The 26,246-nt window shown below is 71.4% G+C and carries 26 protein-coding genes and 2 riboswitches; of the genes, 13 read left to right on the forward strand and 13 right to left on the reverse strand.

Translation table 11 applies throughout. The features are described 5' to 3' along the window. Positions 1-1,234: 1,234 nt before the first annotated feature. The 8 genes from ABZ128_RS25365 to ABZ128_RS25400 all read right to left on the reverse strand — a co-directional run bounded on the left by ABZ128_RS25365 (position 1,235) and on the right by ABZ128_RS25400 (position 10,256). On the reverse strand, positions 1,235-2,320 hold the full coding sequence (locus ABZ128_RS25365) for a dipeptide ABC transporter ATP-binding protein (protein ID WP_356851113.1): 1,086 nt from the start codon (positions 2,318-2,320) through the stop codon (positions 1,235-1,237). Between the two features lie 5 nt (positions 2,321-2,325). After that, a complete protein-coding gene (locus ABZ128_RS25370) occupies positions 2,326-3,387 on the reverse strand; it encodes an ABC transporter ATP-binding protein (protein WP_356851171.1) in 1,062 nt (353 codons plus the stop codon). 68 nt (positions 3,388-3,455) lie between these two features. Next, the gene (locus ABZ128_RS25375) at positions 3,456-4,457 is read right to left on the reverse strand and encodes an ABC transporter permease (RefSeq protein ID WP_356851114.1); all 1,002 of its coding nucleotides are present in this window, start codon (positions 4,455-4,457) and stop codon (positions 3,456-3,458) included. Between the two features lie 138 nt (positions 4,458-4,595). Then, on the reverse strand, positions 4,596-6,362 hold the full coding sequence (locus tag ABZ128_RS25380) for an ABC transporter substrate-binding protein (protein ID WP_356851115.1): 1,767 nt from the start codon (positions 6,360-6,362) through the stop codon (positions 4,596-4,598). Between the two features lie 41 nt (positions 6,363-6,403). Then, a complete protein-coding gene (locus ABZ128_RS25385) occupies positions 6,404-7,396 on the reverse strand; it encodes an ABC transporter permease (protein ID WP_356851116.1) in 993 nt (330 codons plus the stop codon). Between the two features lie 529 nt (positions 7,397-7,925). After that, positions 7,926-8,666: an enhanced serine sensitivity protein SseB C-terminal domain-containing protein gene (locus tag ABZ128_RS25390; protein ID WP_356851117.1), complete on the reverse strand. Its 741-nt coding sequence runs from the start codon at positions 8,664-8,666 to the stop codon at positions 7,926-7,928. 76 nt (positions 8,667-8,742) lie between these two features. After that, the gene (locus tag ABZ128_RS25395) at positions 8,743-9,477 is read right to left on the reverse strand and encodes an enhanced serine sensitivity protein SseB (RefSeq protein ID WP_356851172.1); all 735 of its coding nucleotides are present in this window, start codon (positions 9,475-9,477) and stop codon (positions 8,743-8,745) included. Between the two features lie 116 nt (positions 9,478-9,593). Beyond that, a complete protein-coding gene (locus ABZ128_RS25400; RefSeq protein ID WP_356851173.1) occupies positions 9,594-10,256 on the reverse strand; it encodes an AAA family ATPase in 663 nt (220 codons plus the stop codon). Between the two features lie 184 nt (positions 10,257-10,440). Next, positions 10,441-10,544, forward strand: a riboswitch (glycine riboswitch). A 182-nt stretch (positions 10,545-10,726) separates the two neighbouring features. On the opposite strand from ABZ128_RS25400, the gene gcvT reads away from it, so the two are divergent. From gcvT to ABZ128_RS25430, 6 genes are all read left to right on the forward strand, one after another. Next, entirely contained in the window at positions 10,727-11,842 is a 1,116-nt protein-coding gene (gcvT, locus tag ABZ128_RS25405) for a glycine cleavage system aminomethyltransferase GcvT (protein WP_356851118.1), read from the forward strand. Between the two features lie 121 nt (positions 11,843-11,963). Continuing rightward, on the forward strand, positions 11,964-12,344 hold the full coding sequence (gcvH, locus tag ABZ128_RS25410; protein WP_356851119.1) for a glycine cleavage system protein GcvH: 381 nt from the start codon (positions 11,964-11,966) through the stop codon (positions 12,342-12,344). A 16-nt stretch (positions 12,345-12,360) separates the two neighbouring features. Then, complete coding sequence (gene glyA / locus ABZ128_RS25415; protein WP_356851120.1) at positions 12,361-13,617, forward strand: serine hydroxymethyltransferase; 1,257 nt, start codon at positions 12,361-12,363, stop codon at positions 13,615-13,617. 288 nt (positions 13,618-13,905) lie between these two features. Next, a complete protein-coding gene (locus ABZ128_RS25420; protein ID WP_356851121.1) occupies positions 13,906-15,288 on the forward strand; it encodes an L-serine ammonia-lyase in 1,383 nt (460 codons plus the stop codon). Between the two features lie 157 nt (positions 15,289-15,445). Beyond that, on the forward strand, positions 15,446-15,853 hold the full coding sequence (locus ABZ128_RS25425; protein WP_356851122.1) for an SsgA family sporulation/cell division regulator: 408 nt from the start codon (positions 15,446-15,448) through the stop codon (positions 15,851-15,853). A gap of 105 nt (positions 15,854-15,958) precedes the next feature. Further along, a complete protein-coding gene (locus ABZ128_RS25430; protein ID WP_356851123.1) occupies positions 15,959-16,480 on the forward strand; it encodes a hypothetical protein in 522 nt (173 codons plus the stop codon). Between the two features lie 15 nt (positions 16,481-16,495). On the opposite strand, the gene ABZ128_RS25435 is transcribed toward ABZ128_RS25430, so the two are convergent. Further along, the gene (locus ABZ128_RS25435; RefSeq protein WP_356851124.1) at positions 16,496-17,209 is read right to left on the reverse strand and encodes a flavodoxin family protein; all 714 of its coding nucleotides are present in this window, start codon (positions 17,207-17,209) and stop codon (positions 16,496-16,498) included. A 100-nt stretch (positions 17,210-17,309) separates the two neighbouring features. Further along, a riboswitch (cobalamin riboswitch) is annotated at positions 17,310-17,561 on the forward strand. Between the two features lie 27 nt (positions 17,562-17,588). Between ABZ128_RS25435 and ABZ128_RS25440 the strand changes: the two genes are divergently transcribed. The 5 genes from ABZ128_RS25440 to ABZ128_RS25460 are packed head-to-tail and all read left to right on the forward strand — an operon-like array spanning position 17,589 to position 20,837. After that, positions 17,589-18,284, forward strand: a complete 696-nt coding sequence (locus ABZ128_RS25440; protein WP_356851125.1) for an energy-coupling factor ABC transporter permease — start codon at positions 17,589-17,591, stop codon at positions 18,282-18,284. Further along, complete coding sequence (locus ABZ128_RS25445) at positions 18,281-18,631, forward strand: energy-coupling factor ABC transporter substrate-binding protein (RefSeq protein ID WP_356851126.1); 351 nt, start codon at positions 18,281-18,283, stop codon at positions 18,629-18,631. The genes ABZ128_RS25440 and ABZ128_RS25445 overlap by 4 nt, the downstream gene beginning before the upstream one ends. Before the next feature lie 3 nt (positions 18,632-18,634). Then, a complete protein-coding gene (cbiQ, locus tag ABZ128_RS25450; protein ID WP_356851127.1) occupies positions 18,635-19,384 on the forward strand; it encodes a cobalt ECF transporter T component CbiQ in 750 nt (249 codons plus the stop codon). Then, on the forward strand, positions 19,381-20,214 hold the full coding sequence (locus ABZ128_RS25455; RefSeq protein ID WP_356851128.1) for an ATP-binding cassette domain-containing protein: 834 nt from the start codon (positions 19,381-19,383) through the stop codon (positions 20,212-20,214). Before cbiQ ends, ABZ128_RS25455 begins: the two co-directional genes overlap by 4 nt. 26 nt (positions 20,215-20,240) lie before the next feature. Continuing rightward, positions 20,241-20,837 (forward strand): PadR family transcriptional regulator, encoded by a 597-nt coding sequence (locus tag ABZ128_RS25460; RefSeq protein WP_356851129.1) that lies wholly within the window; start codon positions 20,241-20,243, stop codon positions 20,835-20,837. Between the two features lie 3 nt (positions 20,838-20,840). Here the strand turns inward: ABZ128_RS25460 and ABZ128_RS25465 are convergent, their stop codons facing one another. After that, complete coding sequence (locus tag ABZ128_RS25465) at positions 20,841-21,053, reverse strand: EF-hand domain-containing protein (protein WP_356851130.1); 213 nt, start codon at positions 21,051-21,053, stop codon at positions 20,841-20,843. Between the two features lie 255 nt (positions 21,054-21,308). On the opposite strand from ABZ128_RS25465, the gene ABZ128_RS25470 reads away from it, so the two are divergent. Together ABZ128_RS25470 and ABZ128_RS25475 are read left to right on the forward strand one after the other, a co-directional pair. After that, complete coding sequence (locus tag ABZ128_RS25470) at positions 21,309-22,067, forward strand: tRNA-dependent cyclodipeptide synthase (protein WP_356851131.1); 759 nt, start codon at positions 21,309-21,311, stop codon at positions 22,065-22,067. Continuing rightward, positions 22,048-23,301: a cytochrome P450 gene (locus ABZ128_RS25475; protein WP_356851132.1), complete on the forward strand. Its 1,254-nt coding sequence runs from the start codon at positions 22,048-22,050 to the stop codon at positions 23,299-23,301. Before ABZ128_RS25470 ends, ABZ128_RS25475 begins: the two co-directional genes overlap by 20 nt. Positions 23,302-23,365: 64 nt before the next feature. On the opposite strand, the gene ABZ128_RS25480 is transcribed toward ABZ128_RS25475, so the two are convergent. From ABZ128_RS25480 to ABZ128_RS25490, 3 genes are all read right to left on the reverse strand, one after another. Continuing rightward, on the reverse strand, positions 23,366-24,556 hold the full coding sequence (locus tag ABZ128_RS25480; protein ID WP_356851133.1) for a YncE family protein: 1,191 nt from the start codon (positions 24,554-24,556) through the stop codon (positions 23,366-23,368). Continuing rightward, positions 24,553-25,353, reverse strand: a complete 801-nt coding sequence (locus ABZ128_RS25485) for a polysaccharide deacetylase family protein (RefSeq protein WP_356851134.1) — start codon at positions 25,351-25,353, stop codon at positions 24,553-24,555. Before ABZ128_RS25485 ends, ABZ128_RS25480 begins: the two co-directional genes overlap by 4 nt. Before the next feature lie 382 nt (positions 25,354-25,735). Then, complete coding sequence (locus ABZ128_RS25490) at positions 25,736-26,239, reverse strand: ATP-binding protein (RefSeq protein WP_356851135.1); 504 nt, start codon at positions 26,237-26,239, stop codon at positions 25,736-25,738. Positions 26,240-26,246: the final 7 nt, after the last annotated feature.

Raw genomic sequence — 26,246 nt, forward strand, 5'->3', positions numbered from 1 at the left:
TACACCCACCGCCCCACACATTCCCCCTACCCCACGCTCTTCGTCCCTCGCGCCCGCGGCCGGGGGCGACGCCGACCCCCCGAGCCAGGGGCTCGGGGACGAGGCACACGGTCGGGGACAAGGCGCCCCACCGGGAGGCCGGTCCCGCACCCCCCGACCGTGGCACGGCCGGTGCCGGGCCGACGTGCTGCGCCGGCGTCGGCGCACTGGTCAGCCCGCGCCTGGCGCGGGGCCCACCGGGACGCCGGCCCGGCACCCTGGTCCACGGCAGGGCCGGCCCGTGCCTCCCCGGCAGGCCGCCACCGGCGTCGGCGCGCCGGCCGGCCCGCGCCTGGCGCGGGCACCCTCCGGGGCAAGGCAGCTGCCGACGCGGGGCGCCGGGCTCCAAGGTCCGCAGCGTGCGTGGGACGTGGCGGCGGGCGCCGCCCGCGCCCCGCGTCGGCTCGGTAGTCGGCCGGCGCGCGTCGCGCGCTTCAGCGGTGCGGCGCCGGTGCCGGAGGTGGCACAAGTGCCCCTCCGGGCCGGGGGCTCGGGGACGCGTCACCCAGGGGGAGGCCGGTCCGGCACCCCGGCCCGTGCCGCCTGGCAGGCCGCCACCGGCGTCGGCGCGCCGACCGGCCCGCACCTGGCGCGGCAGCCGCCGCGGCATGGTACCTGTCGGCGCAAGGTGCGCGCGCCAGGGACCGGCGCGGACGCCGACACCGGCCGTGGCGGCGCCGCCCCGCGCCCCTCACGCCGGCGCGGTAGTCGGCCGGCGCGGCTCCCACGGTGCCGCGCCCGTGGGCGACGCCGGCCCCCCGGGCCGGGGGTTCGGGGACGAGGCGCCCGGTCGGTGCCGCCCGATGCAGGGCGTCGGGCGCCGCAGCGCGCGGACGTGGCGGCCGGCGCCGCCCGCGCTCCTCGCCGCCGTAGTCGGCCAGCGGGCGTCGCGCGGCTCAAACGGTGCCGCGCCCGCGGCCGGGGGCTCGGGGACGAGGCGCCCACCGGGGCGCCGGCCCGGCACCGCGATCCGTGTCACGGCCGGCCCGTGCCGCCCCGGCGGCCTCCATCGGCGCGAGCCGCGCCCGTGGCAGGGGCGGAACGGCGGTGCCCCCGGGCCGGGGGCTCGGGGGCGGGGTGTCCGGCCCGCGGCACGCCGCCGGGGCGACGCCGGCGGCGGCGCGCGCGGACGGGGAAGGTGAGCCGGTGGCCCGGGGCGACCGCTACTCGGCCCGGGGCACCGGCCGGCTCGGGGTTACTCGGTGACCACCGCCACCGCGTCCGCCGCGCCCGGCAGGGCGGCGTCGCCCGGGGCCTGGTCGGGGGCGTTCTCCGGGTGGTGGCAGGCCACCTGGTGGCCGGTGCTCAGGGCCGCCAGCGGCGGCTCCTGCGTCGTGCAGATCTGCGTGGCCTTCCAGCACCGGGTGTGGAAGCGGCAGCCGGACGGCGGGGAGATGGGGGACGGGACGTCGCCCTTGAGCAGGATCCGCCCGCTCTTCGCCCCGCGCCTGCGCGGGTCCGGCACCGGCACGGCCGACAGCAGCGCCTTGGTGTACGGGTGCATCGGGTTCTCGTAGAGCGACTTGCGGTCGGTCAGCTCCACGATCTTGCCGAGGTACATCACCGCGATCCGGTCGGACACGTGCCGGATGACCGACAGGTCGTGCGCGATGATCACGTACGTGAGGCCGAGCTCCTCCTGGAGGTCGTCCAGCAGGTTGACCACCTGGGCCTGGATCGACACGTCCAGCGCCGAGACCGGCTCGTCCGCGACGACCAGCTTCGGCTTCAGGGCCAGCGCCCGGGCGATGCCGATGCGCTGGCGCTGGCCGCCCGAGAACTCGTGCGGGTAGCGGTTGTAGTGCTCCGGGTTGAGACCCACCAGGGAGAGCAGGCGCTGCACTTCCGCCTTCAGCCCGCCCTCCGGCTCGACGCCCTGGAGCTTGAAGGGGGCGCTGACGATGGTGCCGACGGTGTGCCGCGGGTTCAGCGAGCCGTACGGGTCCTGGAAGATCATCTGCACGTCGCGGCGCAGCGGACGCATCCCGGCGACCCCGAGGTGCGTGATGTCACGCCCCTCGAACTCGACCGTGCCGCCCGTCGGCTCCAGCAGGCGGGTGATCAGCCGGCCCATCGTGGACTTGCCGCAGCCCGACTCGCCGACCACGCCGAGCGTCTCACCGCGCCGGACGTCGAAGTCGATGCCGTCCACGGCCTTGACGGCCCCGACCTGCCGGCGCAGCAGCCCCTTGTTGATGGGGAAGTGCTTGACCAGGCCGGTCACCTTCAGCAGCGGCTCCTGCTCCGCTGCTGCGGCGGCGGCCCCGGAGTCCTTCTTCATGTCGGTCACAGCTTCGGCGCAATCTCTTCGGTCCAGATCCGGGTCCGCTCCTCCTGCGACATGTGGCAGGCGGACCAGTGCCGGCTGTCGTCCTCGGTGAGCTCGGGCCGCTGGGTGCGGGTGATGCCGCCCTTGGGGACGTCGGCGTAGGGGCAGCGGGGGTTGAAGGCGCAGCCGCTCGGGATGTTGATGAGGCTGGGCGGGGAGCCCTTGACCGGGATCAGGCGCTCGGTCTGGTCGCGGTCGATGCGCGGCATGGAGCCGAGCAGGCCCCAGGTGTAGGGGTGGCGGGGTTCGTAGAAGACCTTCTCCGCCGTGCCGCGCTCCACGCACCGGCCGCCGTACATCACGAGGATGTCGTCGGCCATCTCGGCGACCACGCCGAGGTCATGCGTGATCATGATGACCGCGGAGCCGAACTCCTTCTGCAGATCGCGGATCAGGTCGAGGATCTGCGCCTGGACGGTGACGTCCAGGGCGGTGGTCGGCTCGTCCGCGATGAGCAGTTCGGGGTTGTTGACCAGCGCCATCGCGATCATCGCGCGCTGGCGCATACCGCCGGAGAACTCGTGGGGGTAGGCGTCCACGCGCCGGTGGGGCTCGGGGATGCCGACCCGGTCGAGCATCTCGACGGCCCGGGTGCGGGCGGTCTTCTTGTCGACGCCCTGGTGGGTCCGGTACGCCTCGATGATCTGCTTGCCCACCGAGTAGTACGGGTGCATCGCCGACAGCGGGTCCTGGAAGACCATCGCCATCTTGCGGCCGCGCAGCTTGCGCACGTGGTCGGCGTCGGCGCGGACGAGGTCCTCGCCGTCGAGGACGACCTCGCCCGAGATGTGCGGGCGGCTGCGCGCGTTGCCGGTGCGGTGCAGGCCCATGATGGCCAGGGAGGTCACCGACTTGCCGGAGCCGGACTCGCCCACGATGCCGAGCGTCTTGCCGCGCTCCAGGTCGAAGGAGAGCCCGTCGACGGACTTGACCAGGCCGTCGTCGGTCGGGAAGTGCACCTTGAGGTCGCGCACGGAGAGGAAGGCGGTGTCCTTCGGCGGCCCGGCCTGCTCGGGCACGAACGCGGGCCCGCCGGCGGCGTTCCCTGCGGGGCCGGGAGTGCCGGAGGAAAAGGAAGGGGTCTCGGTCACGTCAGCCTCACGCGCGGGTCGATGACGGCGTACAGCATGTCCACGATCAGGTTGGCCATCACCACGAACAGCGCGGCGAGCAGGGTGACACCCATGATCACGGGGAGGTCGCCCTGGCCGATGGCGGCGACGGCCGCCGTCCCCAGACCCTGGAAGTTGAAGGTCGTCTCGGTGAGCACCGCGCCGCCGAGGAGTCCGCCGAGGTCCAGGCCGAACATCGTGACGATCGGGGTGAGGGTGGAGCGCAGGGCGTGCTTGCGGATGACCACGCCCTCCTTGAGCCCCTTGGCCCGGGCGGTGCGGATGTAGTCCTCGCCGAGCACCTCCAGCATCGTGGCACGGGTGATGCGGGCGTAGGTGGCGGCGAAGAGGAAGGCCAGGGTCACCCAGGGCAGGATCATGGCGTTGAGCCAGGCCAGCGGGTCTTCGGTGAGGGGTTTGTAGTTGGAGACGTCCAGCCAGCCGAGGCTGTAGACGAAGATCGCGGGGGCCACCATGCCGGTGAAGAAGATCGGCAGGGAGACGCCGGCGAGTGCGCCGACCATGACCGTGCGGTCGATGGCGGTCCGGCGTCTGAGGGCGGAGACGACGCCGGTGGCCACACCGGCGAGCACCCAGATGACCGCCGCGCCGAGGGCGAGGGAGAGGGTGACCGGCATGCGGTCGACCATGGTCTCCCAGACGGGCGCCTCGGTCTTGAAGGAGTAGCCGAAGCAGGGCGCCGCGCAGTGCGTGACATCGGTGCCGCCGTCGTAGTCGCGGCCGACGAAGATGCCCTTGACGAAGGTCAGGTACTGCTCGGAGATGGGCTTGTCGAAGCCCATCTTGACGCGGATGCCCGCCAGGGCGGTCTCGTTGGTCTCGCGGCCGGCGTACATGAGCGCGGGATCGCTGCCGGTCAGCTTCGGGACCGCGAAGAAGATGCCGAAGGTGACCACGGAGACCACCAGCAGCGTGGCGGCGACGTTGAAAAGCCGCCGTATGAGGTAGACGAGCACTGCAGTCGGCCGCCCGGGGCGGGCGGCTGCCGCCCCTTGTGGGGACGACAGCCGCCGCCTGCGGCCTTCACCTGCCCTTCGGACTAGCGCATGTGCGGTGAAGGCACTTGATTACTTGCCTGCTGAGCCTGACTTCGGTTACTTGGCAGCGATGCCCACGGTGGCAAGGTCGATCTTGCCCATGGAGTCGTTGAAGTAGACGTTGGTCAGGCGCGGGTTGTGGTAGACGAAGGCCTTGTCGAAGTTGATCGGCAGGTAGAGCGCCTTCTCCATGACCTTCTGGTTGATCTGGGTGTAGAACGGCGCGGCTTCTTCCGGCGTCTTGGCGGCCGCGGCCGTCTTGAACAGCTGGTTGATCTCCGGGTCGTTGATCATCGTGTAGTTGTTGTTGCCGTTGGGCTGGATGAACGATCCGTCGACCAGCGGCTGCAGGAACCCGGAGCCGGAGTTGTAGTCGGCGCCCCAGCCCATGACGATGATTCCGTAGTTCTTCTTCTTCACGTTCTCGGGCGAACCGATCGTGGAGGAGGAGAGCTTGCCGTCGTACTGGTCGATGGTGACCTTGATGCCGACCTTGGCGAGGGACGCCTGCAGGGACTCGGCGGTCTTGACCTCGGGCGCGCGGTTGTTGCGCACCGCGATGGTGGTCTCGAAGCCGTCCGGCTTGCCGCAGGCCTTGAGGGCCTCCTTGGCCTTGGCCTCCTGCGGCTCGCCCTTGGTCAGGTTGTACGGGTCGTAGCTCTTGTCGGCACCGGGGATGCCGGGCGGCAGCATGTTGGCGCCGAGGTCACCGCTGGTCGGGCCGCCGCGGGCGGTCTGCAGGGACTTCGGGTCGGCCGCGTAGATGACGGCCTTGCGGCACTCGATGTTGTCGAACGGCGCGACCGTCGTCGGGAAGGCGAAGTAGCGGATGTAGCCCGTGAACGGGTTGTCCGCGTTCTTCTTGAGGTTGTCGTCCTTGAGGACCTTGTTCTTGCCGGCCTGCTGCATGCCGGTGCCGTCGATGGCGAGGTCGATGTCGCCCGACAGCAGACGCGCGTCCATGTCGTCCGGGTTGGTGGTGACCGTGAAGGAGACCTTGTCCGGCAGACCCTTGCGGATCGTGTCGGTCTTCGGGTCCCAGTTCTCGTTGCGGACGAAGGTGGCGCCCTTGCTCGCGGTGAAGCTCTCCACCTTGTACGGGCCGGTGGAGACCGGCTTGTTGGTGTAGGTGGCGCCCGTGTCCTTGGCCGCCGGGACCGGCGAGGAGGACGGCATGGCCAGCAGGTAGCTGAAGTCGGAGTTGGCGCTCGCCAGGTTGAAGACGATCGTCTTGTCGTCCGGCGTCTCGACGGACTTCAGACCCATCTTGTTGGGGTCGGTGTCCTTGTAGGGGCCGGGGTACTTCTGGCCCTGGTCGAGGATGTCGATCAGGTACGTGGGACCGCCGGACAGCACGTCCTGCGCGAAGACGCGCTCGATGCCGTACTTGATGTCCTTCGAGGTGATCGGCGAGCCGTCCTCGAACTTCACGCCGTCCTTGAGCTTGAGGGTGTACGTCTTGCCCTCGTTGCTCAGGACCGGCAGGGCCTCGGCGAGGTCCGGGACGAGCTTGCTGCCGTCCTTGCCCGGCTTGCTGTCGTACGCGAGCAGCTGGCGGACGTAGAGGCGCTGGATGTCCCACACGAAGCCGTAGTAGGCACGCGCCGGGTCGAGGTAGTCGACGTCCTGCGGCGACCAGAGCTTGAGCTCACCGCCCTTGGCGTCCGAGGGGTTCACGAAGCCGGTGGTGGCCGCGTTGAACGCGGCGGCGCCGCCGCCCTTGCCCTCGTCCTTCTTGTCGCCGTCCTTGCCACCGCACGCGGCGGTCAGGGACAGGGCGGCGATCACTGCGGTGATCGCGAGTGCCTGCTTTCTGCGGATCACGGTTGTCCAACCTCCATTGGTGGGTGAATCGGTGAAGCGGTTCAGCTGCCCTTGGGGTCGAGTGCGTCACGCAGCCCGTCCCCGAAGAGGTTGAACGCCAGGACGGTGATGAAGATCGTGATACCGGGGACCACCATGTACGTGGGGTCGTCCTGGTAGATGGGGACGGCGTCGGAGAGCATCTTTCCCCAGGACGCGGTGGGCGGTTTGACGCCTGCACCGAGGAAGCTCAGGGCCGCCTCCGTCAGGATGTTGGTCGGGATGATCAGCGTCGAGTAGACGAGGATCGGCGCGACCAGGTTGGGCAGCAGCTCCTTGATCAGGATGTAGCCGCGGCCGGCTCCGAGGCTGCGGGCGGCCTCGACGTACTCGCGTTCACGCAGGGAGATCGTCTGGCCCCGGACGATGCGGCCGATGTACGGCCAGCCGAAGAAGCCGATGACGACGATCAGCACGCCCATCCGGACGCCCGAACCCTCGAAGCCCCAGAGGGAGTTGGGGACGACCGAGACCAGGGCGATGGTGAACAGCAGCTGCGGGAAGGCCAGCAGCAGGTCCATCGTGCGGCTGATCACGGCGTCGACCCAGCCGCCGAGGAACCCGGCGAGCGCGCCGAGCAGGCTGCCGATGGCGACGGAGACGAAGGCCGCCAGGAAGGCGACGACCAGCGAGATGCGGGCGCCGAAGACGATCCGGCTGAACACGTCGCGGCCGTTGGTCGGTTCGACGCCCAGCAGGAAGTCGGAGCTCATGCCGCCGAAGGAGCCGAGCGGCGTGCCGAGGTCCGGGTCGATCAGGTCCTCGTGGAACTCGTTGGGCGGATGGCCCAGCAGGCTCACGATCTGCGGGGCGAAGACCGCCACCAGGATCAGGAAGATCACGATCACGCCGCCGGTCAGCGCGACCTTGTCGCGCTTGAGCCGCATCCAGGCGATGCGGCCGGGCGAGCGGCCTTCGATGGCCTTGGCAGGGACGTCGGCTACGGACACGGGTGCGGGCGATTCCGCGCTCGTGTCGTGCAGTGGTGCCGTCATCGTGGTGGGGACCCCTCTCGGCCGACGGGTGTGCCGGCCCATGCCCGCCGCTGTGGCGGCGTTGGTGCGGAGTGGCGCTCGGAGTGCGTGGTGACACGCAGTACGCGTGCTGAGGTGCAGGAATGGCAGATGGTGCGGTACGCGGTGCTGTGCAGGTGCTGCCGTGGGCAGCCGTGCAGGAAGACGAGCGAAGTGCAGGTGCCGAACCGCGTCTTGGAGGACTGACCGGCTCTTGGGTGGGGAGTCTTCATCGGGCCCGCGATCAGCCGCCAGACCCGCAGGCCAATGGATGCGCAACCGTGATGTGAGGGTCGGGTTCCCGTTATCCGGACTTCGCTCTCGCCTCAGCGGAGCAAGACCGTCTGTTCGGTACGCAATCGGACATGGCACCCAACTCGCCGGACTCGCATGCCTTTTGGACCCGCATCCACGGCGAAATCCGGACAAGGCGAAGGCCGCAGGGAACGGTGGTTCCCTGCGGCCTCGGGTGGTGCCGTGTCCGGACGTCTCAGTGGCCGGGCGGCCCCGGTCAGTAGGCCGGAGCGTGGCCCTCGCGGTCGTAGAAGGGGCGGGTCTGGGCGCGCAGCCACATCGCGACGGGGTCGTGCTCGTCCGCCAGCGCCACCGTGCACACCGGTACGCCTTCGGGCACCGCGCCGACGGACTGGCGCATCATCTCCCGTACGGATTCCAGCGCGGGCGCGGAGGCGTCGTACAGGTCGAGCCCGACCGCCAGGTACGGGGAGCCCAGCGCGGGCTGCACCCACGCGCGGCGCAGCGAGCGCACGGCGGGCGTGCGGTGCGCGTGCTGGGTCAGCAGCCCGTAGAACTGCGGGAGCTCCAGGGCGGGCTCGGAGAGCCCCAGCGGGCCCGCCGGCATCCGGTCCAGCCCGGTGGCGATGCGGCGCAGATCGGCCCAGGGGATGCCGAGGCCGCCGCCCTGGGCGTGCGGGTTCAGCCACAGGCCCCAGCGGTCCGGGTAGAGGGCCCGGGCGATGTCCCGGCCGGTGACCACCTCGTAGCCCCGGTTCCAGCCGCTGGCGGCGAGCTCCTGGGGGGAGGTCACGCAGGGCGCGTACCCGAGGCCCTCGATCTCCATGCCGCCGTACTGGGCGTCCGGGGAGCCCGGCTGCCCCTGCCACAGCAGCATCCACAGCCGGCCCTCGGCAAGGGCGTGCAGGAGCGATTCGTAGCCCTCATAGCGCCCGGGGGTCACCTGGCGCATCATGTGCTCGACCTGCCCGGCCGCGGCCGTGCCTGACGCACTCACCCGGTACCCCTCTTCGTCCGCTTCGTCCGCGCGAGCGCACGGCATACACCCGTATCGGCCACCAGCTTAAGCGGCCCTACGGGAGGTAGAAGGGGCGTACGCGCTCAGAAATGAAGTCGACCACCGGGTCCTCGGCGGCGTCCAGCAGGATCAACTGCACGGGCCAGGGCGCCGGAACGCGGGTCAGGGCGCGGCCGAGGGCCTCCAGCGGGGCATTGCGCATCCCGGCCTCCCGTCCCACCAGTCGGACACCGACGTAGAGCTCCGGGGCCCCGCCCTCGACGCTGGCGAGGCAGCGGTGGGCGGCGGCCACCACACCGGTGGCGCGGAACTCCTCCGCGGCGGCGGACAGGAAGTCCACCGGGTCCTCCTGCCAGTCCGGTTCGTACAGCCGTACGCGGCCGCCGCCGGCCGGGCCGTCGAGCGGGGTGCGCCCGGAGCGGCAGAGCTCGGCGACGGCGGGGGGCGGCAGCGGCACGCCGACGGCTCCCCCTGGGTTCACGGCGATGCCGAGCTGCGGGGGCAGCCCGCGCGCGAACTCGACGGCGGGGGCCACGGTGAAGTCCATCGCGGCGCCGGCGCAGGCGCGCAGCTGGCTCTCCGAGCTGTAGACGGGGACGAACGCGGCGCCGCCGATGTCCATGGTGGGCAGGGTCAGACCGGGTCCGTCCGGGCTCCCGCCGGCGGGCAGCGGCACCCAGACCCGGCTGCGTCCGAGCACCTCGACGATCCGCGCACCGGCGTCCGCCTGCCCCAGCGCCGCCCCGAGCACCTGCTCCAGCTCGTTCTCCGGCCAGCCGCCGCCGTGCATCTCCGCCTCCGCTGTTTCGCCCAAGGTCTGCCCGCCCGAGGTTAACGGCTCGTGGTGACCGGCCCGGGGCGCGCCCCTGCCGGGGGCTCCGCCGCCCCCCGGGCCGCCCCCTGGGGTCACTGCCCGCGGAAGGCGATCCGGGTCACCCGGGAGGCCGCCGGGCGGTCCAGCAGCACCACCGAGGCGCAGCCCGCCGGCAGCCGCCCCGACTCGGCGGCGCGCAGCAGGCGGGCGGCCGCGCTCCGGTGCCGGGCGAAGGCGTACGCCGACACGCCGCGGCCCCGGGCCGCCTGCCCGGCCAGGGCTTCCTGGGGGGTGGTGTCCAGCAGCAGCAGGTGCAGCGCCCGGCCGCGGCGCCGCGCCACCGCGGCGAGCAGGGCCCGGACCCAGGCCTGGGTGCCGCAGTCGTGGACCACCGCGGAGGCTCCGGAGCCGAGCGTGCGCCACAGCCGCCAGTAGTGCGCGGCCCGGACCAGCGGCCGGTACGCGGCGTACGGCAGGGCCCGGGGCATCCGCCGCTCCCAGCGCTCGCGGACGTCCTGCGAGTCGATCCCGCGGCCCTGCGCGGCCCGTCTGATCAGCGTGCTCTTGCCGCCTCCGGGCAGACCGGAGACCACGACGATGTCCCCCTCGGCGAAGCCGAGCCACCGCGGTCCCTGCGGTCCGCGTCCGCGGAGGTCGCGTACCGGAAGGACCTGCTCGGCGCGGCTGCGCTGGGCCGGCACCCCGTCCGCGGTGCCGGTCGTCGTCGCCGGCGGTCCGAATCTCCGCACGGTGATCGCCTCCCCCCGATCCGGGTCCTCACGACCCGTGCCCATTGAATGTAAAGAGACGGTAATCCGGCGGCCGCGGTTCCGGCCGGGCCGTCTCACGTTCCGCACGCTTCCTGCGGGCCCACCCGCCCGATCACCGCCGGGGCGTGCAATGATGTGCGCCATCTGGACCAACTGCATACCGGCCGCTTGAATCCGCGCGGGAGAGTCCCGGCAGGCCGACAGGCCGTGTCCGGGCGCCGAAGGAGCAAGTTCCTCCCTTGAATCTCTCAGGCCCCGTACCGCGTGGATGAGGCAGATCTGAAAAGCGAGCCGCCCCGCCGTCCGCCGTGACGGATCCGGTGCGCGCTCCACCCAAGGTGCAAGTCGACGCATCCCGGCCGGGCCGGGACTTTCGGCGAACCTCTCAGGTTCCGATGACAGATGGGGAGGACCGTCCTCGTCATGTCATGCCCTGGGACCCGGGAGCCACACCCATGAGCAACGCCCCCCGCCTGACCGCCCTCGATGCGCTGCACCGTTCGCTCGGTGCGACCATGACCGATTTCGCGGGCTGGGACATGCCCCTGCGGTACGGCAGTGAGCGCGACGAGCACAACGCCGTCCGCACCAAGGCCGGCCTGTTCGACCTGTCCCACATGGGCGAGATCACGCTGACCGGCCCGGAGGCCGTCAAGGCCCTGGACTACGCGCTGGTCGGCAACATCTCCACCGTCGGCGTCGGCCGTGCCCGCTACACGCACATCTGCCAGGAGGACGGCGGAATCGTCGACGACCTGATCGTCTACCGGCTGGCCGAGACCGAGTACATGGTCGTCGCGAACGCCTCCAACGCCCAGGTCGTCCTGGACGCCCTGACCGAGCGCGCCGCCGGCTTCGACACCGACGTCCGCGACGACCGCGACGCCTATGCGCTGATCGCGGTGCAGGGCCCGGAGTCCCCCGGCATCCTCGCCTCCCTCACCGACGCCGACCTGGACGGGCTGAAGTACTACGCCGGCCTGCCGGGCACGGTCGCGGGCGTGCCCGCGCTGATCGCACGTACGGGCTACACCGGCGAGGACGGCTTCGAGCTGTTCGTCTCCCCCGAGCACGCCGTGGAGCTGTGGCAGGCGCTGACCAAGGCCGGCGAGGGCGCCGGCCTGGTCCCGGCCGGCCTGTCCTGCCGCGACACCCTGCGCCTGGAGGCGGGCATGCCGCTGTACGGGCACGAGCTGACCACCTCCCTGACCCCGTTCGACGCGGGGCTGGGCCGGGTCGTGAAGTTCGAGAAGGAGGGCGACTTCGTCGGCCGCGCCGCCCTGGAGGCCGCCGCCGAGCGCGCCGCCACGAACCCGCCGCGCAAGCTGGTCGGCCTGGTGGCCGAGGGCCGCCGCGTCCCGCGCGCCGGCTTCCCCGTGGTGGCCGACGGCCGGGTCATCGGCGAGGTCACCTCGGGCGCCCCGTCCCCGACGCTGGGCAAGCCGATCGCGATGGCGTACGTGGACGCGGCACACGCCGCGCCCGGCACCTCCGGCGTCGGCGTGGACATTCGCGGTACGCATGAGCCGTACGAGGTCGTGGCCCTGCCGTTCTACAAGCGGCAGAAGTAACGCTCCGTACGCCGGCCCGGCCGGACGGCCGACCGGGCCGGCCCCGGGCCGCCTCCCGAGCCGTCTCAGTACGCAAGACCACTGTTCGTATCCACTCCCCCGCATCCAGGAGAATCAGGTCATGAGCAACCCCCAGCAGCTGCGTTACAGCAAGGAGCACGAGTGGCTGTCGGACGTCGAGGACGGCGTCGCGACGGTCGGCATCACGGAGTTCGCGGCCAACGCGCTCGGTGACGTCGTCTACGCCCAGCTCCCCGAGGTCGGCGACACGGTGACCGAGGGCGAGACCTGCGGCGAGCTGGAGTCGACCAAGTCGGTCAGCGACCTGTACTCCCCCGTCACCGGCGAGATCGTCGAGTCCAACCAGGACGTCGTCGACGACCCGGCCCTCGTGAACACCGCACCGTTCGAGGGCGGCTGGCTGTTCAAGGTACGCATCACCGAAGAGCCGAAGGACCTGCTCTCCGCCGATGAGTACGCCAAGCTCACCGCCGGCAACTGACCCCCAGGGGACCCTGATGTCTGTTCTGAACACCCCTCTCCACGAGCTCGACCCGGACGTCGCCGCCGCCGTCGACGCCGAGCTCGTGCGCCAGCAGTCGACCCTGGAAATGATCGCCTCGGAGAACTTCGCTCCGGTCGCCGTCATGGAGGCCCAGGGCTCGGTCCTGACCAACAAGTACGCCGAGGGCTACCCCGGCCGCCGCTACTACGGCGGCTGCGAGCACGTCGACGTGGTCGAGCAGATCGCGATCGACCGCATCAAGGCGCTCTTCGGCGCCGAGGCCGCGAACGTCCAGCCGCACTCCGGTGCGCAGGCGAACGCCGCCGCGATGTTCGCGCTGCTGAAGCCGGGCGACACGATCATGGGCCTGAACCTGGCCCACGGCGGTCACCTGACCCACGGCATGAAGATCAACTTCTCCGGCAAGCTCTACAACGTGGTCCCGTACCACGTCGGCGAGGACGGCCAGGTCGACATGGCCGAGGTCGAGCGCCTGGCCAAGGAGTCCAAGCCGCAGCTGATCGTCGCCGGCTGGTCCGCCTACCCCCGCCAGCTGGACTTCGCCGCCTTCCGCCGCATCGCGGACGAGGTCGGCGCGTACCTGATGGTCGACATGGCGCACTTCGCCGGTCTGGTCGCCGCGGGCCTGCACCCGAACCCGGTGCCGCACGCCCACGTCGTGACCACCACCACGCACAAGACCCTCGGCGGTCCGCGCGGCGGCGTCATCCTGTCGACCCAGGAACTGGCCAAGAAGATCAACTCCGCGGTCTTCCCCGGCCAGCAGGGCGGCCCGCTGGAGCACGTGATCGCCGCCAAGGCCGTCTCCTTCAAGGTCGCGGCCTCGCCGGAGTTCAAGGAGCGCCAGGAGCGCACCCTGGAGGGCGCGAAGATCCTCGCCGCCCGCCTGGTCCAGGACGACGTCAAGGCCGTGGGCGTGGACGTCCTCACCGGCGGCACCGACGTGCACCTGGTCCTGGTCGACCTGCGCAACAGCGAGCTGGACGGGCAGCAGGCCGAGGACCGCCTCCACGAGGTGGGCATCACGGTCAACCGCAACGCCATCCCGAACGACCCGCGCCCGCCGATGGTCACCTCGGGTCTGCGGATCGGCACGCCGGCCCTGGCCACCCGCGGTTTCGACGCCGAGGCCTTCACCGAGGTCGCCGACATCATCGCGGAGGCGCTGAAGCCGACGTACGACAGCGCGGCCCTGAAGGCGCGCGTCTCGGCCCTCGCCGCGAAGTTCCCGCTGTACCCGTCGCTCTAGGCGACGGTGTGGGAGGGCCCGGCCTTGCTTCGCACAGGGCCGGGCCCTTCCTGCGGTCCGCCCCGCGGCCTTGGACGTCGAGACCGCGAAAGCCGCCGTACAGGCCGGCGTAACCGGCCCCCGCACGAACTGACGTACGCTGATGAACCGGGCAAGGGTGCCCACGAGGTGCCCTTTGCCAGCAAACCCTGCAAAGTCCGCCCCTCCGTCGGCCGCCTCGCCCCACTGCGAGAGCGACTGGACGGTCCGCTCCCCACCACCATGGGGATGACCCGGGAGTCCGCCAACGTGGCCATCTCCGTTTTCGATCTGTTCTCGATCGGCATCGGGCCCTCCAGCTCGCACACCGTCGGTCCGATGCGCGCCGCGCGCATGTTCGTGACGCGGCTGAAGAAGGACGGCGTGCTCGCCGAGACCGCCTCGGTGCGCGCCGAGCTGTTCGGCTCCCTCGGTGCGACCGGCCACGGCCACAGCACCCCCAAGGCGGTCCTGCTGGGCCTGGAGGGCCACTCCCCGCGCACGGTGAACGTGGAGACCGCGGACGACGAGGTGGAGCGCATCCGGCAGAGCGGCCGCCTGCGCCTGCTCGGCGCGGAGATCGGCAGCGCGCACGAGATCGCCTTCGACGAGCCGACCCAGCTGATCCTGCACCGGCGCCGGTCCCTGCCGTACCACGCGAACGGCATGACCCTCTTCGCCTACGACGCCTCCGGGGCCCCGCTGCTGGAGAAGACGTACTACTCGGTCGGCGGCGGCTTCGTGGTGGACGAGGACGCGGTCGGCGAGGACCGGATCAAGCTCGACGACACGGTGCTGAAGTACCCCTTCCGCAGCGGCGACGAGATGCTGCGCCTGGCCAAGGAGACCGGCCTGTCGATCTCCTCCCTGATGCTGGAGAACGAGAAGGCCTGGCGTACGGAGGAGGAGATCCGCGAGGGCCTCCTGGACATATGGCGGGTCATGCAGGCCTGCGTCGCGCGCGGCATGTCCCGCGAGGGCATCCTCCCCGGCGGCCTGCGGGTCAAGCGCCGGGCCGCGAACACCGCGCGCAAGCTGCGCTCCGAGGGCGACCCGCAGGCGCTCTCGATGGAGTGGATCACCCTCTACGCCATGGCCGTGAACGAGGAGAACGCGGCGGGCGGCCGGGTGGTCACCGCCCCGACGAACGGCGCCGCGGGCATCATCCCGGCGGTCCTGCACTACTACATGAACTTCGTCCCGGGCGCGGACGAGGACGGCGTGGTCCGCTTCCTGCTGGCGGCGGGTGCGATCGGCATGCTGTTCAAGGAGAACGCCTCGATCTCCGGCGCCGAGGTCGGCTGCCAGGGCGAGGTCGGCTCGGCCTGCTCGATGGCGGCCGGCGCCCTGGCCGAGGTCCTCGGCGGCTCCCCGGAGCAGGTGGAGAACGCGGCCGAGATCGGCATGGAGCATAACCTGGGCCTGACCTGCGACCCGGTCGGCGGCCTGGTGCAGATCCCGTGCATCGAGCGCAACGGCATGGCCGCGGTCAAGGCGGTCACGGCGGCCCGGATGGCGATGCGCGGCGACGGCTCCCACAAGGTCTCCCTGGACAAGGTCATCAAGACCATGAAGGAGACGGGCGCCGACATGAAGATCAAGTACAAGGAGACGGCCCGCGGCGGCCTCGCGGTCAACGTCATCGAGTGCTGAGGGGGCGCGGGCGCCCGGCGGGGTTGGGCCGGACGGCGGATTCGGGGAAATCGGGGGCCCCGGAGTGAGGACTTTCGCCGGACGGGGGTAGTCGCGGGTACACCCCCGGATCCATCCTCGCCCGCGCCTGACCCGCGCCCGAAGAGAGGCCCACCCCATGACCGGCACCGAGCACGGCGTCCTCCCCCTCCTGTTGGATGCCGCCCCGGCCCCGCTGCCGATCCTCGGCGCATTCGTCTACCGGCCCGAGCGGCCCTACGAGCTGAGCGTCGACTTCCTCGGGGCCGGTACCCGCCTGGCCCGCTGGGTGTTCGCACGGGACCTGCTGCTCGACGGGGAGGCCTGCGCCACCGGCGACGGGGACGTCCGGGTGTGGCCGGGGTGGGCGGGCAGCGAGCCCCGGGTCTTCCTCTCCTTCAGCAACGGTGTGCACGGCTGCGTCGTCTCCGCCCGGGCCAAGGACGTGCGCATGCTGTGCCGGCGGCTGGTCGAGCTGGTGCCGCGGGGCCGGGAGCAGCGGTACTACGACCTCGACGCCGAACTCGACGCCCTCCTGACCCGCTGAGCGACTTTTTACCGATTTTGCCCGTTTCGGGTGGAACCGGTGGGGTGAGCGGGGATGTCTTTCCCGACGACACTGTCCCCGTCTCTCCCGAACCAGGGGGACGCCATGAACCATCCGCACCGCCGGCGGGTGGTGGCCCTCGCCACCGGAGCCCTGCTCACCGCCGGAACCGCTCTCGCCGCTCCGGCCTCCACCGCGACCGCGACGGCCACGGCCGACGCCCAGCGCACCCCGCTCGTCGTCAACGCCCGCTGGGGCGGGCACTGCACGTACGACCGGATCGTCGTCGACCTGCGGGGGCACGTCCCCCAGGTCGAGGTCACCCGTGTGCCGAAGCTCGTCCAGGACGGGTCCGGCAAGCCCGTACCACTGCCCGGCACGCACTTCCTCCAGATCCGCCTGCACCCCGCCCAGGCGCACGACCGTTCCGGGCAGAGCGTCTACCACGGGCCGAAGCTCGCCCGGATCCGTCTGCCCAAGTTGCAGGGGCTCGCGATGACCGGCGACTTCGAGGGGTACGTCACCTTCGGGGCCGGCTTCCGCGGCAAGCCGGCCTTCCGCTCCTTCACCCTGCACGCGCCCGAGCGGTTCGTGCTGGACGTCGCCCACCGCAACACCTGCGGCTGACCGGCACCGGCGGCCTCAGCGGTGCTCGGGGTTGGGGAAGTCGAAGCGGCAGCCCGCGTCCCACTCGGAACGCTGGTTGCCGTGCGCCGGGATCCCGCCCGAGCGTTTGAGCAGCGCGGCCAGATGCATCAGGTTCCAGGACATGAAGGTCGTGTTCCTGTTGGTGAAGTCGTTCTCGGGTCCGCCCGATCCCGGGTCGAGATAGGAGGGTCCCGGCCCGGCCTCCCCGATCCAGCCGGCGTCGGCCTGCGGCGGGATGGCGTAGCCGAGGTGCTGGAGGCTGTAGAGGACGTTCATGGCGCAGTGCTTCACGCCGTCCTCGTTGCCGGTGATCAGGGCACCGCCGACCCGCCCGTAATAGGCGTACTGCCCCTGCTCGTTCAGGAGCGAGGAGCAGGCGTAGAGCCGCTCGACGACCTGCTTCATGACGGAGCTGTTGTCGCCGAGCCAGATGGGGCCGCACAGCACGAGGATGTCGGCGGCCGTGATCTGGCTGTAGAGCACCGGCCACTGGTCGCTCTCCCAGCCGTGCTCGGTCATGTCCGGCCAGACGCCGGTCGCGATGTCGTGGTCGACGGCGCGGATCAGCGAAGTGCGCGCTCCGGCGGCCTCCATGACGGCCCGGCTGCGGTCGATGAGCCCCTCGGTGTTGCTGGTCTCGGGGGAACGCTTGAGGGTGCAGTTCACGTAGACGGCACTGAGGTCGGAGTAGTCGTAGTCGGCAGCCACGCCCCCAGCCTGTGCACGGCGGGCCGGGGCCGCCACCGGGCCGCACCCGTGCGGGGGACGCCCGGGCCCGAAGTGGAATCCCTTCGTCCTGCAGGCGCGTTTGGGCCGGGTTGTTACCGGTCCGTCCGGACGACTAGGGTCAGCGGGCCTTGGTGTACGGGAAACCGGTGGAAAACCGGTGCGGCCCTCGCCACTGTGAACGGGAAGTCCGGCTCCTCCCCCAGCTGTCACCGGGGGTGCCCCCAGCGGGAAGCCACTGGGCTGCGCGGGAGTCTCCGCTCGGCCCGGGAAGGCGGAGCCCGGGCATCATCACCCGTGAGCCAGGAGACCGGCCGGGGCGCGTTGTCCATCCACGAGGTGCTGGAGAGGTCTCCCACTCATGCATATAGCCGAGGGCTTCCTGCCCCCGCTGCACGCGGTCGCCTGGGGCGCCGCGTCCGCTCCGTTCGTCGTCCACGGCGTACGCGCCCTCACCCGCGAGGTGAAGGCGAACCCGGAGAGCACGCTGCTGCTCGGCGCGTCCGGGGCGTTCACGTTCGTCCTGTCCGCCCTGAAGATCCCGTCGGTGACGGGAAGTTGTTCACACCCCACCGGGACCGGGCTCGGGGCGATCCTGTTCCGGCCGCCGATCATGGCGGTGCTCGGCACGATCACCCTGCTCTTCCAGGCGCTGCTGCTGGCCCACGGCGGTCTGACCACCCTCGGCGCTAACGTCTTCTCCATGGCCGTCGCCGGCCCCTGGGCGGGCTACGGGGTCTACGTGCTGCTGCGGCGCTTCGGCGTCCCCCTGATGGTGACCGTCTTCTTCGGCGCCTTCTTCGCCGACCTGGTCACCTACTGCGTGACCTCCGTGCAGCTGGCCCTGGCCTTCCCGGACCCGGGCAGCGGCTTCCCGGGCGCCCTCCTGAAGTTCGGCGGGATCTTCGCGGTCACGCAGGTCCCGCTGGCCGTCAGCGAGGGGCTGCTCACCGTCCTCGTGATGCGGCTGCTGATGCAGTCCAGCAAGTCGGACCTGGTCCGGCTGGGTGTCGCGAAGCTCACCGGTTCCACCGAGCGGAAGGCGGCCGTCCGATGAGCGGCAAGACGAGCCGGAACGCGAAGATCAACGGCCTGCTGCTGCTCCTGGTGGCCGCGCTCGCCGTCCTGCCGGTCGCCCTGGGCATGGGCGAGGGCAAGGAGGAGCCCTTCGCCGGTGCGGACGCACAGGCGGAGACGGCCATCACCGAGCTCAAGCCGGACTACGAGCCGTGGTTCTCGCCCCTGTACGAGCCTCCCTCCGCCGAGGTCGAGTCGGCGCTGTTCGCCCTGCAGGCCGCGCTGGGTGCGGGCGTGCTCGCGTACTACTTCGGGGTGCGCAAGGGCCGCCGCCAGGGGCTCGCCCAGGCGCAGGCCGCCGCCGGGGCAGAGCCGGCGGAGTCGTAGCCGGTGCTGCCGATCGACGTGGCGGCCCACAGCAGCCGCTGGCGCGGCCGCCATCCGCTGGAGAAGGCCCTGCTCGGGCTCGGGCTGACGGTCACGGCCGTGTGCCTGCCTCCCTGGCCCGGCGGACCGCTGACCGCCGCCGCGACGCTCGCGGTGCTCCTCGGTCCGGCGGGGGTGTCCGGGCGGCAGCTCTGGCGGGCCTTCCGGATTCCGCTGGGCTTCTGCTTCACGGGGGCGGCGCCCCTGCTGCTGGCGGTGGGCGGCCCGGCGGGGCCGCTCGCGCTGGCCCCGGACGGCCCGCGGCATGCCGCCGAGCTGCTGCTGCGCACCTCCGCGGCCTCCCTCGGGGTGCTGCTGTTCGCCTTCACCACCCCGGTCTCGGACGTCCTGCCCCGGCTGGTCCGGGCGGGGGTCCCGGCGCCGGTCGTGGACGTGGCGCTGGTCATGTACCGGATCGGCTTCCTGCTGCTCGACTCCCTGGCCCAGGTCCGGCGCGCCCAGGCGGCCCGGCTGGGGCAGGCGGGGCGGGCGGCGGTGTGGCGCTCGCTGGCCGGGCTCGCCGCGACCTCGTTCGTACGGGCCTTCGACCGCGCGGCCCGGCTCCAGGTGGGCCTGGCCGGGCGGGGCTACGACGGCGCGCTGCGGGTGCTCGTACCCGAGGCGGCCGTGTCCTGGCGGTTCCTGGCGGCGTCCGGTGCCCTGCTGGCCGCCCTGATCACGCTGACCCTCACCCTGAAGGGGCTGTACCTGTGAACCCGTTGGTGGAACTGGCCGGCGCCGGCTATGCGTACGAGGACGGCCCGGAGGTCCTGTCCGGCGTGGACTTCGCCATCGCCGAGGGCCGGGCGCTGGTCCTGCTCGGCCGCAACGGCAGCGGCAAGACCACGCTGATGCGGCTGCTGAGCGGGGGCCTTCGTCCAGCCGCGGGCGAACTGCGCCTGGACGGGCGGGCGGTGGCCCACGACCGCGCCGGGCTGACCCGGCTGCGCTCCGCCGTCCAGCTGGTCGTCCAGGACCCGGACGACCAGCTGTTCGCGGCCTCGGTCGAACAGGACGTGTCCTTCGGTCCGATGAACCTGGGCCTGCCCCTGCCGGAGGTCCGGGACCGGGTGGACGCGGCGCTCGCGGCCCTGGACATCACGGCCCTGCGGGAGCGGCCCACGCACCTGCTGTCCTACGGGCAGCGCAAGCGCGCGGCGATCGCCGGCGCGGTGGCGATGGCCCCGCGGGTGCTGATCCTGGACGAGCCGACGGCCGGACTCGACCCCGACGGGCAGGAGCGCCTGCTGGACGTCCTCGCGGGTCTGCGCGCGCAGGGCACCACGGTCGTCATGGCCACGCACGACGTGGACCTGGCGGTCCGCTGGGCCGACGACGCGGCGGTGCTCACCCCGGCGGGGATCCGCTTCGGCCCGGCCGAGAGCCTGCTCTCGGACCCGGCACTGCTGGCCTCGGCGGGCCTGCGCCAGGCCTGGTCCCCGGCGGTGACGGCCTTCCTGCGCGCCCACGGCCTGCTGGCGCCGCACACCCCGGGCCCGCGCACCCCCGGCGCCCTGGCGTCCCTGGCGGCGCCGGACGCCTGAGGTCGCGGCGAACCTAGGATGACCGCATGTCGCTCCCGCACGCCATCCTCACCGCCCTGCTCGAAAAGCCCTCGTCCGGCCTGGAGCTGACCCGGCGGTTCGACAAGTCGATCGGGTACTTCTGGTCGGCGACGCACCAGCAGATCTACCGGGAACTCGGCCGGCTGGAGGAGGCGGGCCTGATCCGGGCGCTGCCGAGCGAGGCGCCCGTGCGGGGGCAGAAGAAGGAGTACGAGGTGCTGCCCGCGGGCAGCGCGGAGCTGGCCCGCTGGGTCGGGGAGAGCCAGGATCCGAAGGCCATCCGGGATCCGCTGCTGCTGCGCATCCGGGCGGCCGGTGTCGTCGGCCCGCAGGGACTGGCCGCGGAACTGCGCCGCCACCGCGACCTGCACCGCCGCCAGCTGGCCACGTACGAGGCCATCGAGGAGAAGGACTTCCGCCCGGGCCCGGCGTCCGACGAGGACCGGCTGCGCCGGCTCGTGCTGCACGGCGGGATCAGCCTGGAGACGTTCTGGCTCCACTGGCTGGAGGAGGCCGTCAGCGTGGTCGAGGACATGACTGCCGCCGGGCGGCCCGAGGCCCCCGTCCCGCCCGGCACGGGGCGGGAGGGGGGCCCGGCGTGACGCCTACTTGTTCAGGGAGGCCCAGAACTCGTCGAAGCTGAGCAGGCCGTCGCCGTTCGCGTCCTTGGCGGCGATCACGGCGTCCGCGACCGGGCCGGTGACGAACGGGTCGCCCATCTCCGCCATGGCCGCACGGAACTCGTCGGCCGTGACGAAGCCGTCGCCGTTCGCGTCGAACTTGCCGAACGTCGTCCGCGCGTTCTCGATGTCCGCCACTGGGTCCACCCCTTCTTGGTGCTTGTTGACCGGCTCAGGGTAGCGCCAGCCGGACCCCGCCCCCGCCGCGGGCTCCCGTTCGGTCGGCAGAAAGAAATCCAAATAGCCTTCCGCGATGCGGAAGCAACAATTCCAGCCAAGAAATCAGCCCCGGACTTGTCACGTTCCGGGGTCACGGCATAACGTACCGGCATTGCCGCCACACCAGGAGCGCAGGGCTCCCAGGGACAAGCGGCAACAAGGGCGATCACACAGGTGACGATCACAGCTGACGCATCATTCGAAGTTCTGCCCTTCACCCGCACTTGCCGCCATATCTGGGAAGACGGCGACCATGTGCTCATCGGAGTGAGTCCTGGAAACAGCTACTTCAGCTCCGAGCGCATCGGCAGCCTCGCCCGATGGGCCACCGCCCGCTTCGCGCAGGTCGATTTCGTGTACGCAGACCTGCACGTGGACCGGATGTTCGCCGCCTTCGGCTACACCCGGGAGCACGCGGAGAAGCGCGCCGCGAAGGAGATCAAGGCGGTGCGAAGGCGGATTCTCAAGGGCGTGGAGGAAGCAGGGGACCCGCTCGCGGAGATCCGCGTGAGGGCACTTTCCGAGTTCCAGTCGAACCCCGTTTACCAACTACTGCACCGACGCGTACTGCATTTTCTGGAGACCGACGACGATTTCCGCAAGGGCTGCGAGGAAATGGCCCTGCACTTTGTCGGCTCCAAGTTGCCGGAAGGTGAATCCATCACCACCGAGCAGTTGCAGGTGTGTTTCGACTACATGGCGGCGGAGCTGCCGTTCTTCGTGGACACCCCCAGCATTCTCGACGTGCCGTCCTCGGTGGCGGCCTACCACGTCAAGATGCCGCTGACGGACGTCCTCTTCGCACGCGGCGGCGGCCTGCGCGCGACCCGCAACCAGGCGTACGCCGTCGTACGGCCCGAGGCCGCCGCGACCGCGCCGCCCACGATCCATGCACCGACCGAAGGGACCGTCGATGAGCGTCGAGCAGCTTGAGGGCAGCCACGCAGCGGACCGCCGCAGCCACACCGAGGCCCTCCTCGACTTCCCCCTCTCCCGCCGCGGCGACGTGCTCCCCGAGGAGTGCACCTGGCTGCGCGAGAAGGCCCCGGTCGCGAAGGTCCGCACCCTCACCGGGGACCCGGCCTGGCTGGTCAGCAGCTACGCGCTGGCCAAGCAGGTGCTGGAGGACGAGCGCTTCAGCCTCAAGGACACGGCCAACGCCGGCGTTCCGCGCCAGTACGCACTGACGATCCCGCCCGAGGTCGTCAACAACATGGGCAACATCAACAGCGCGGGGCTGCGCAACGCGGTGATGAAGGCGCTCAACCCCCGCCAGAAGGGGCTGCAGGACCAGCTGCGCGCCACGGCGGGGAAGCTCCTCGACGCGGTCATCGCCGAGGGCGGGCCCGCAGACCTCCGGGCGGGGTTCGCCGACCCCTTCTCGGCGGCCATGCACTGCCAGGTCCTCGGGGTGCCGTTCGAGGACTGGCGGCGGCTGATGTCCGGCCTGGACGTCGCGTTCATGACCGCGCGCGAGCCGTTCGCCGACTCGGCCCTCAACTGGTACAAGGACGTCGGCTATTTCGTCGACCGGTTCCACGAGCAGCTCGCACGGCCGGCCGAGGAGCGTACGGGGCTGCTCGGCAGGTTCGCGGACCTGCGGGAGGCCGACCCGGAGTCGGCGCACCTGACCGACGAGATGTTCGCGACCGTGGCCGTGTCGCTCTTCGGGGCGGGGGCCGTGTCCACGTCCGCATTCCTGACCCTCGCCGTCCTCGCCCTGCTCCAGAAGCCGGAGCTGATCGGCTATCTGCGCCGCCACCCCGAGCGCATGGGCGGGGCCGTCGACGAGCTGCTGCGCTGGAACCTGTCCGTGGGTGACGGCCTGCCGCGCATCGCCCTGGCCGACGTCCAGGTCGGCGAGGTGCTGGTCAAGGAGGGCGAGCTGGTGCTCGTCCTGCTGGAGGGGGCCAACTTCGACCCGGAGGCCTTCGAGCGTCCGCAGGAGCTGGACCTGGAGCGCGAGAGCGCCAACGCCCACCTCGCCTTCGGTGCGGGCCGGCACTTCTGCCCGGCCTCGGCGCTGGGCCGCACGCACGCCGAGATCGCGCTGGAGGTGCTGGTGGAGCGGCTGCCCGGGCTGAGGCTCGCGGTGCCCGCCGAGAACCTCGTCTGGCGTACGGGCTTCATCAAGCGGCTGCCGGAACGGCTTCCCGTCGCCTGGTGAACGGACGACGGTGTCCCGGGAGCTTGTGCGGGCTCCCGGGGCACCGTCATGTCCTGCGCCCGTCCTACCGGAAGATGCCGGTGTGCCCGAGGGAGTAGCGCCCGGGCTGCGGGTAGACGGCCAGGCCGTGGGGGCCGCCGCCGACGCGGATGCGGGCGAGCTGTTGGCCGGTGGCCGTGTCGACGGCGTAGACCTCGGAGTTGTAGCGGCCGGAGAGCCAGAGCACCTTGCCGTCGGCGGAGACGCCGCCCATGTCGGGGCTGCCGCCGTCCGGCAGCTGCCATTTCTTGGTGAGCTGTTTCTGCGTGAAGTCGAAGACGGAGATGCTGCCCTCGCCGCGGTTGGAGATGTACATCTCCTTCGAGTCGCGGCTGACGTAGAGGCCGTGGCAGCCCTTGCCGGTGGGGAGCAGCTTCGGGGTGTCGAAGGCGTCGCCGCCGAGCACCCACATGCCGTGCGCCATCATGTCCGCGACGTAGAAGGTCTTTCCGTCCGGGGAGACCTTCACGTCCTGCGGCATCGCTCCCTCGAATGGCAGTTTCTGCTGGCCGATGACCTCCATCTTCTCGGTGTCGACCTTGAGCAGCTCGCCGGAGAACTCACAGCTCACGATGAAGTAGCGGCCGTCGGCGGAGAAGTCCGCGTGGTTGACGCCGAGGCAGGTCACCGGGACGGTCTTCACCCGGTTCATCGTGTGCGGGTCGCGGAAGACGAGTTCGCGGTCCATGGAGGCCATCACGACCGCGTACTTGCCGTTGGGCGTGAAGTAGAGGTTGTACGGGTCGTGGACCTCGACGGGCGCGCCGGCCTCGCCGGTGGCGGGGTTGATCGGGGTGAGGGTGTGGCCCCGGTTGTTGTTGACCCAGAGGGTCTTCAGGTCCCAGGAGGGCACCACGTGCTGTGGCTGGACGCCGACCGGGATGGTGTCGATGACCTTGTAGGTCTGCGGGTCGATGACGGACACCGTGTTGGAGGCGGTGTTCGGCACGTAGACGCGCGAGGGGAAGTTCTTGACCACCGGGGAGAGCTGGTTCGGCCGGTCGGCCGCGTACACGTCGTGGGGGTCGAGCAGGGGTGGCATTCCGGCCAGTCCCGGCGGATCCGCCGGTACGGCCTTGGCGGGCGGCAGGGCCGGCGCTTCGGAGCCGAGCGCCTCGGCGGGGCCCTTGTCGGCCGATCCGCAGCCGGCCAGGGCGGCGAGGACCAGACCGGCCAGCAGCACGGTGGCCTTCCGGGGAAGGCGGGTGGTCGTCATGAGGTCAGCAGCTCCGTGGTGGTCACCGCGCGCAGCTTGCGGCGCGCGAGTTCTTCGAGGAGGGACGGCATCGCGTCGACCGTGTCCGCGTAGCCGAAGTGCAGGCTCACCACCGATCCGCTGCGGATCGTCCCGGTGACGGTGCGGATGACGGCCGCGGCGCCGGGCGAGGTGAAGTCGAGGGAGTCCACGTCGTACGAGAGGACGTGCGGGTAACCCGCCCGCTGGGCCAGTTTCCGGACGAGCGGGGTGGCGTACTGGGTCTGCGAGGGGCGGAACCAGGTGCCGATGGAGCCGGTGAGCCGCTTGAGCCGCTGGGCGCAGCCGGTGATCTCGGCATAGGCCTCCGCTTCGGGCATCGCGTTGACGGCGAGGTGGCGCTGGGTGTGGTTGCCGAGCTCGTGGCCGCCGTCCAGGACCCGGCGGGCCAGGTCGGGATGGGCGTCGAGCCAGCTGCCGACGGCCAGGACGGTGACCCGGGCGCCGGCCTTCTCGGCCTCGGCGAGGACGGCGCGGGCGGTGGCGGGGTCCCCGTTGCCGTGGAAGGTGAGGGCGACCCGGGAGCGCTCGCGCGGGCCGTGGGCGATCTCGACGGGCTGCCCGGGGAACCGGCGCGGGGCGGGAGCCGGGGCGGGGGCCTGGGCCCGGCCGGGCTCGGGGGGCGCTGCGCGGTCGGCGGGCGTGGGGGCCGGGTCCGACGGGGTGCGGGTGCCCGTCCCGCATGCGGCGGTGAGGGCGCCGGCGGCGACCGTCACGCCCGCGCGGAGAGCTGATCGGCGGTCCGGGTAGCAGAGCACCTGCCCATTTAAGGGGCGGATGACCCAAGAGGTAATGATTGACCCAATTCGGGATGTTTGCCGGATGGGTCCGGATGAGTGATCGGTTCGCTATGCGATCAACGATTTACGCACAGCGGTGGATAGTCATTCATGGATTGCGAGGTGAGTGGCTGACCTCACCTAGGATTTAGGTGGAAACTCTTAGGATATGCACACTTATGTCCAAGTTGGGACTTTTGGCGTTTGCTCGCCCGTCTGCCATAGTCGGAATCACGGCTTCCCCATTGACCCGAGCGGAGTCGCCACGCCGAGGATCACACCCCCTTCGATCCTCGGCGCACCCATGAAGCCCCCACGACGCCCCACCATCGGCGAACGGGGGCTTCTGGCGTACCGGGGCTCAGCGGTCGGCCACCCGCATCTCGAACCAGGTGATCTTGCCGCGCGGCAGCAGGTCGGCGCCCCAGCGGTCGGACAGCTTGTCGACGAGGAAGAGCCCCCGCCCGGTGGTGTCCAGCTCCTGGACCGGCATCAGGCACGGGAGGCCGCGGGAGGGATCGCGCACCTCGACCCGGATCCAGCCGCGCCGGCGCACCATCCGCAGACCGAAGGACCGGGCCCCGGTGTGGCGCACCGCGTTGCCGACGAGTTCGGAGACCAGCAGGACGGTGTGTTCGGCGATCTGCGGGGAGAAACCCCAGAGGCGGATCACCACGCACTGGGTCAGCCGGCGCGCGGTGCTCGCCGACTCGGGCATGGACGGCAGCGTCACTTCCGCCTCGGCGGGATTGCCGTACAACTCCAGCGCCTTGAGGCCCTGTTCGTCCTCGAACGCCGCCGTCAGCCGTACGGCGGAAGCGCTGTTGCGCTGCCGCGGCTGTTCCACACCCTCCAGGCCCGCCATGCACCCA

This window comes from Streptomyces sp. NPDC006326, assembly GCF_040612915.1.
Taxonomy (GTDB): Bacteria; Actinomycetota; Actinomycetes; order Streptomycetales; family Streptomycetaceae; genus Streptomyces.

Bases quoted from the DNA above. Each gene is read 5' to 3' on its own strand.
- ABZ128_RS25385 (WP_356851116.1), bottom strand. From the start codon at position 7,396: ATGACGGCACCACTGCACGACACGAGCGCGGAATCGCCCGCACCCGTG.
- gcvH (WP_356851119.1), top strand. From the start codon at position 11,964: ATGAGCAACCCCCAGCAGCTGCGTTACAGCAAGGAGCACGAGTGGCTG.
- ABZ128_RS25395 (WP_356851172.1), bottom strand. From the start codon at position 9,477: ATGCACGGCGGCGGCTGGCCGGAGAACGAGCTGGAGCAGGTGCTCGGG.
- ABZ128_RS25440 (WP_356851125.1), top strand. From the start codon at position 17,589: ATGCATATAGCCGAGGGCTTCCTGCCCCCGCTGCACGCGGTCGCCTGG.
- ABZ128_RS25445 (WP_356851126.1), top strand. From the start codon at position 18,281: ATGAGCGGCAAGACGAGCCGGAACGCGAAGATCAACGGCCTGCTGCTG.
- ABZ128_RS25475 (WP_356851132.1), top strand. From the start codon at position 22,048: ATGAGCGTCGAGCAGCTTGAGGGCAGCCACGCAGCGGACCGCCGCAGC.
- ABZ128_RS25425 (WP_356851122.1), top strand. From the start codon at position 15,446: ATGACCGGCACCGAGCACGGCGTCCTCCCCCTCCTGTTGGATGCCGCC.
- ABZ128_RS25460 (WP_356851129.1), top strand. From the start codon at position 20,241: ATGTCGCTCCCGCACGCCATCCTCACCGCCCTGCTCGAAAAGCCCTCG.
- ABZ128_RS25365 (WP_356851113.1), bottom strand. From the start codon at position 2,320: ATGAAGAAGGACTCCGGGGCCGCCGCCGCAGCAGCGGAGCAGGAGCCG.
- ABZ128_RS25430 (WP_356851123.1), top strand. From the start codon at position 15,959: ATGAACCATCCGCACCGCCGGCGGGTGGTGGCCCTCGCCACCGGAGCC.
- ABZ128_RS25490 (WP_356851135.1), bottom strand. From the start codon at position 26,239: ATGGCGGGCCTGGAGGGTGTGGAACAGCCGCGGCAGCGCAACAGCGCT.
- ABZ128_RS25480 (WP_356851133.1), bottom strand. From the start codon at position 24,556: ATGACGACCACCCGCCTTCCCCGGAAGGCCACCGTGCTGCTGGCCGGT.
- glyA (WP_356851120.1), top strand. From the start codon at position 12,361: ATGTCTGTTCTGAACACCCCTCTCCACGAGCTCGACCCGGACGTCGCC.
- gcvT (WP_356851118.1), top strand. From the start codon at position 10,727: ATGAGCAACGCCCCCCGCCTGACCGCCCTCGATGCGCTGCACCGTTCG.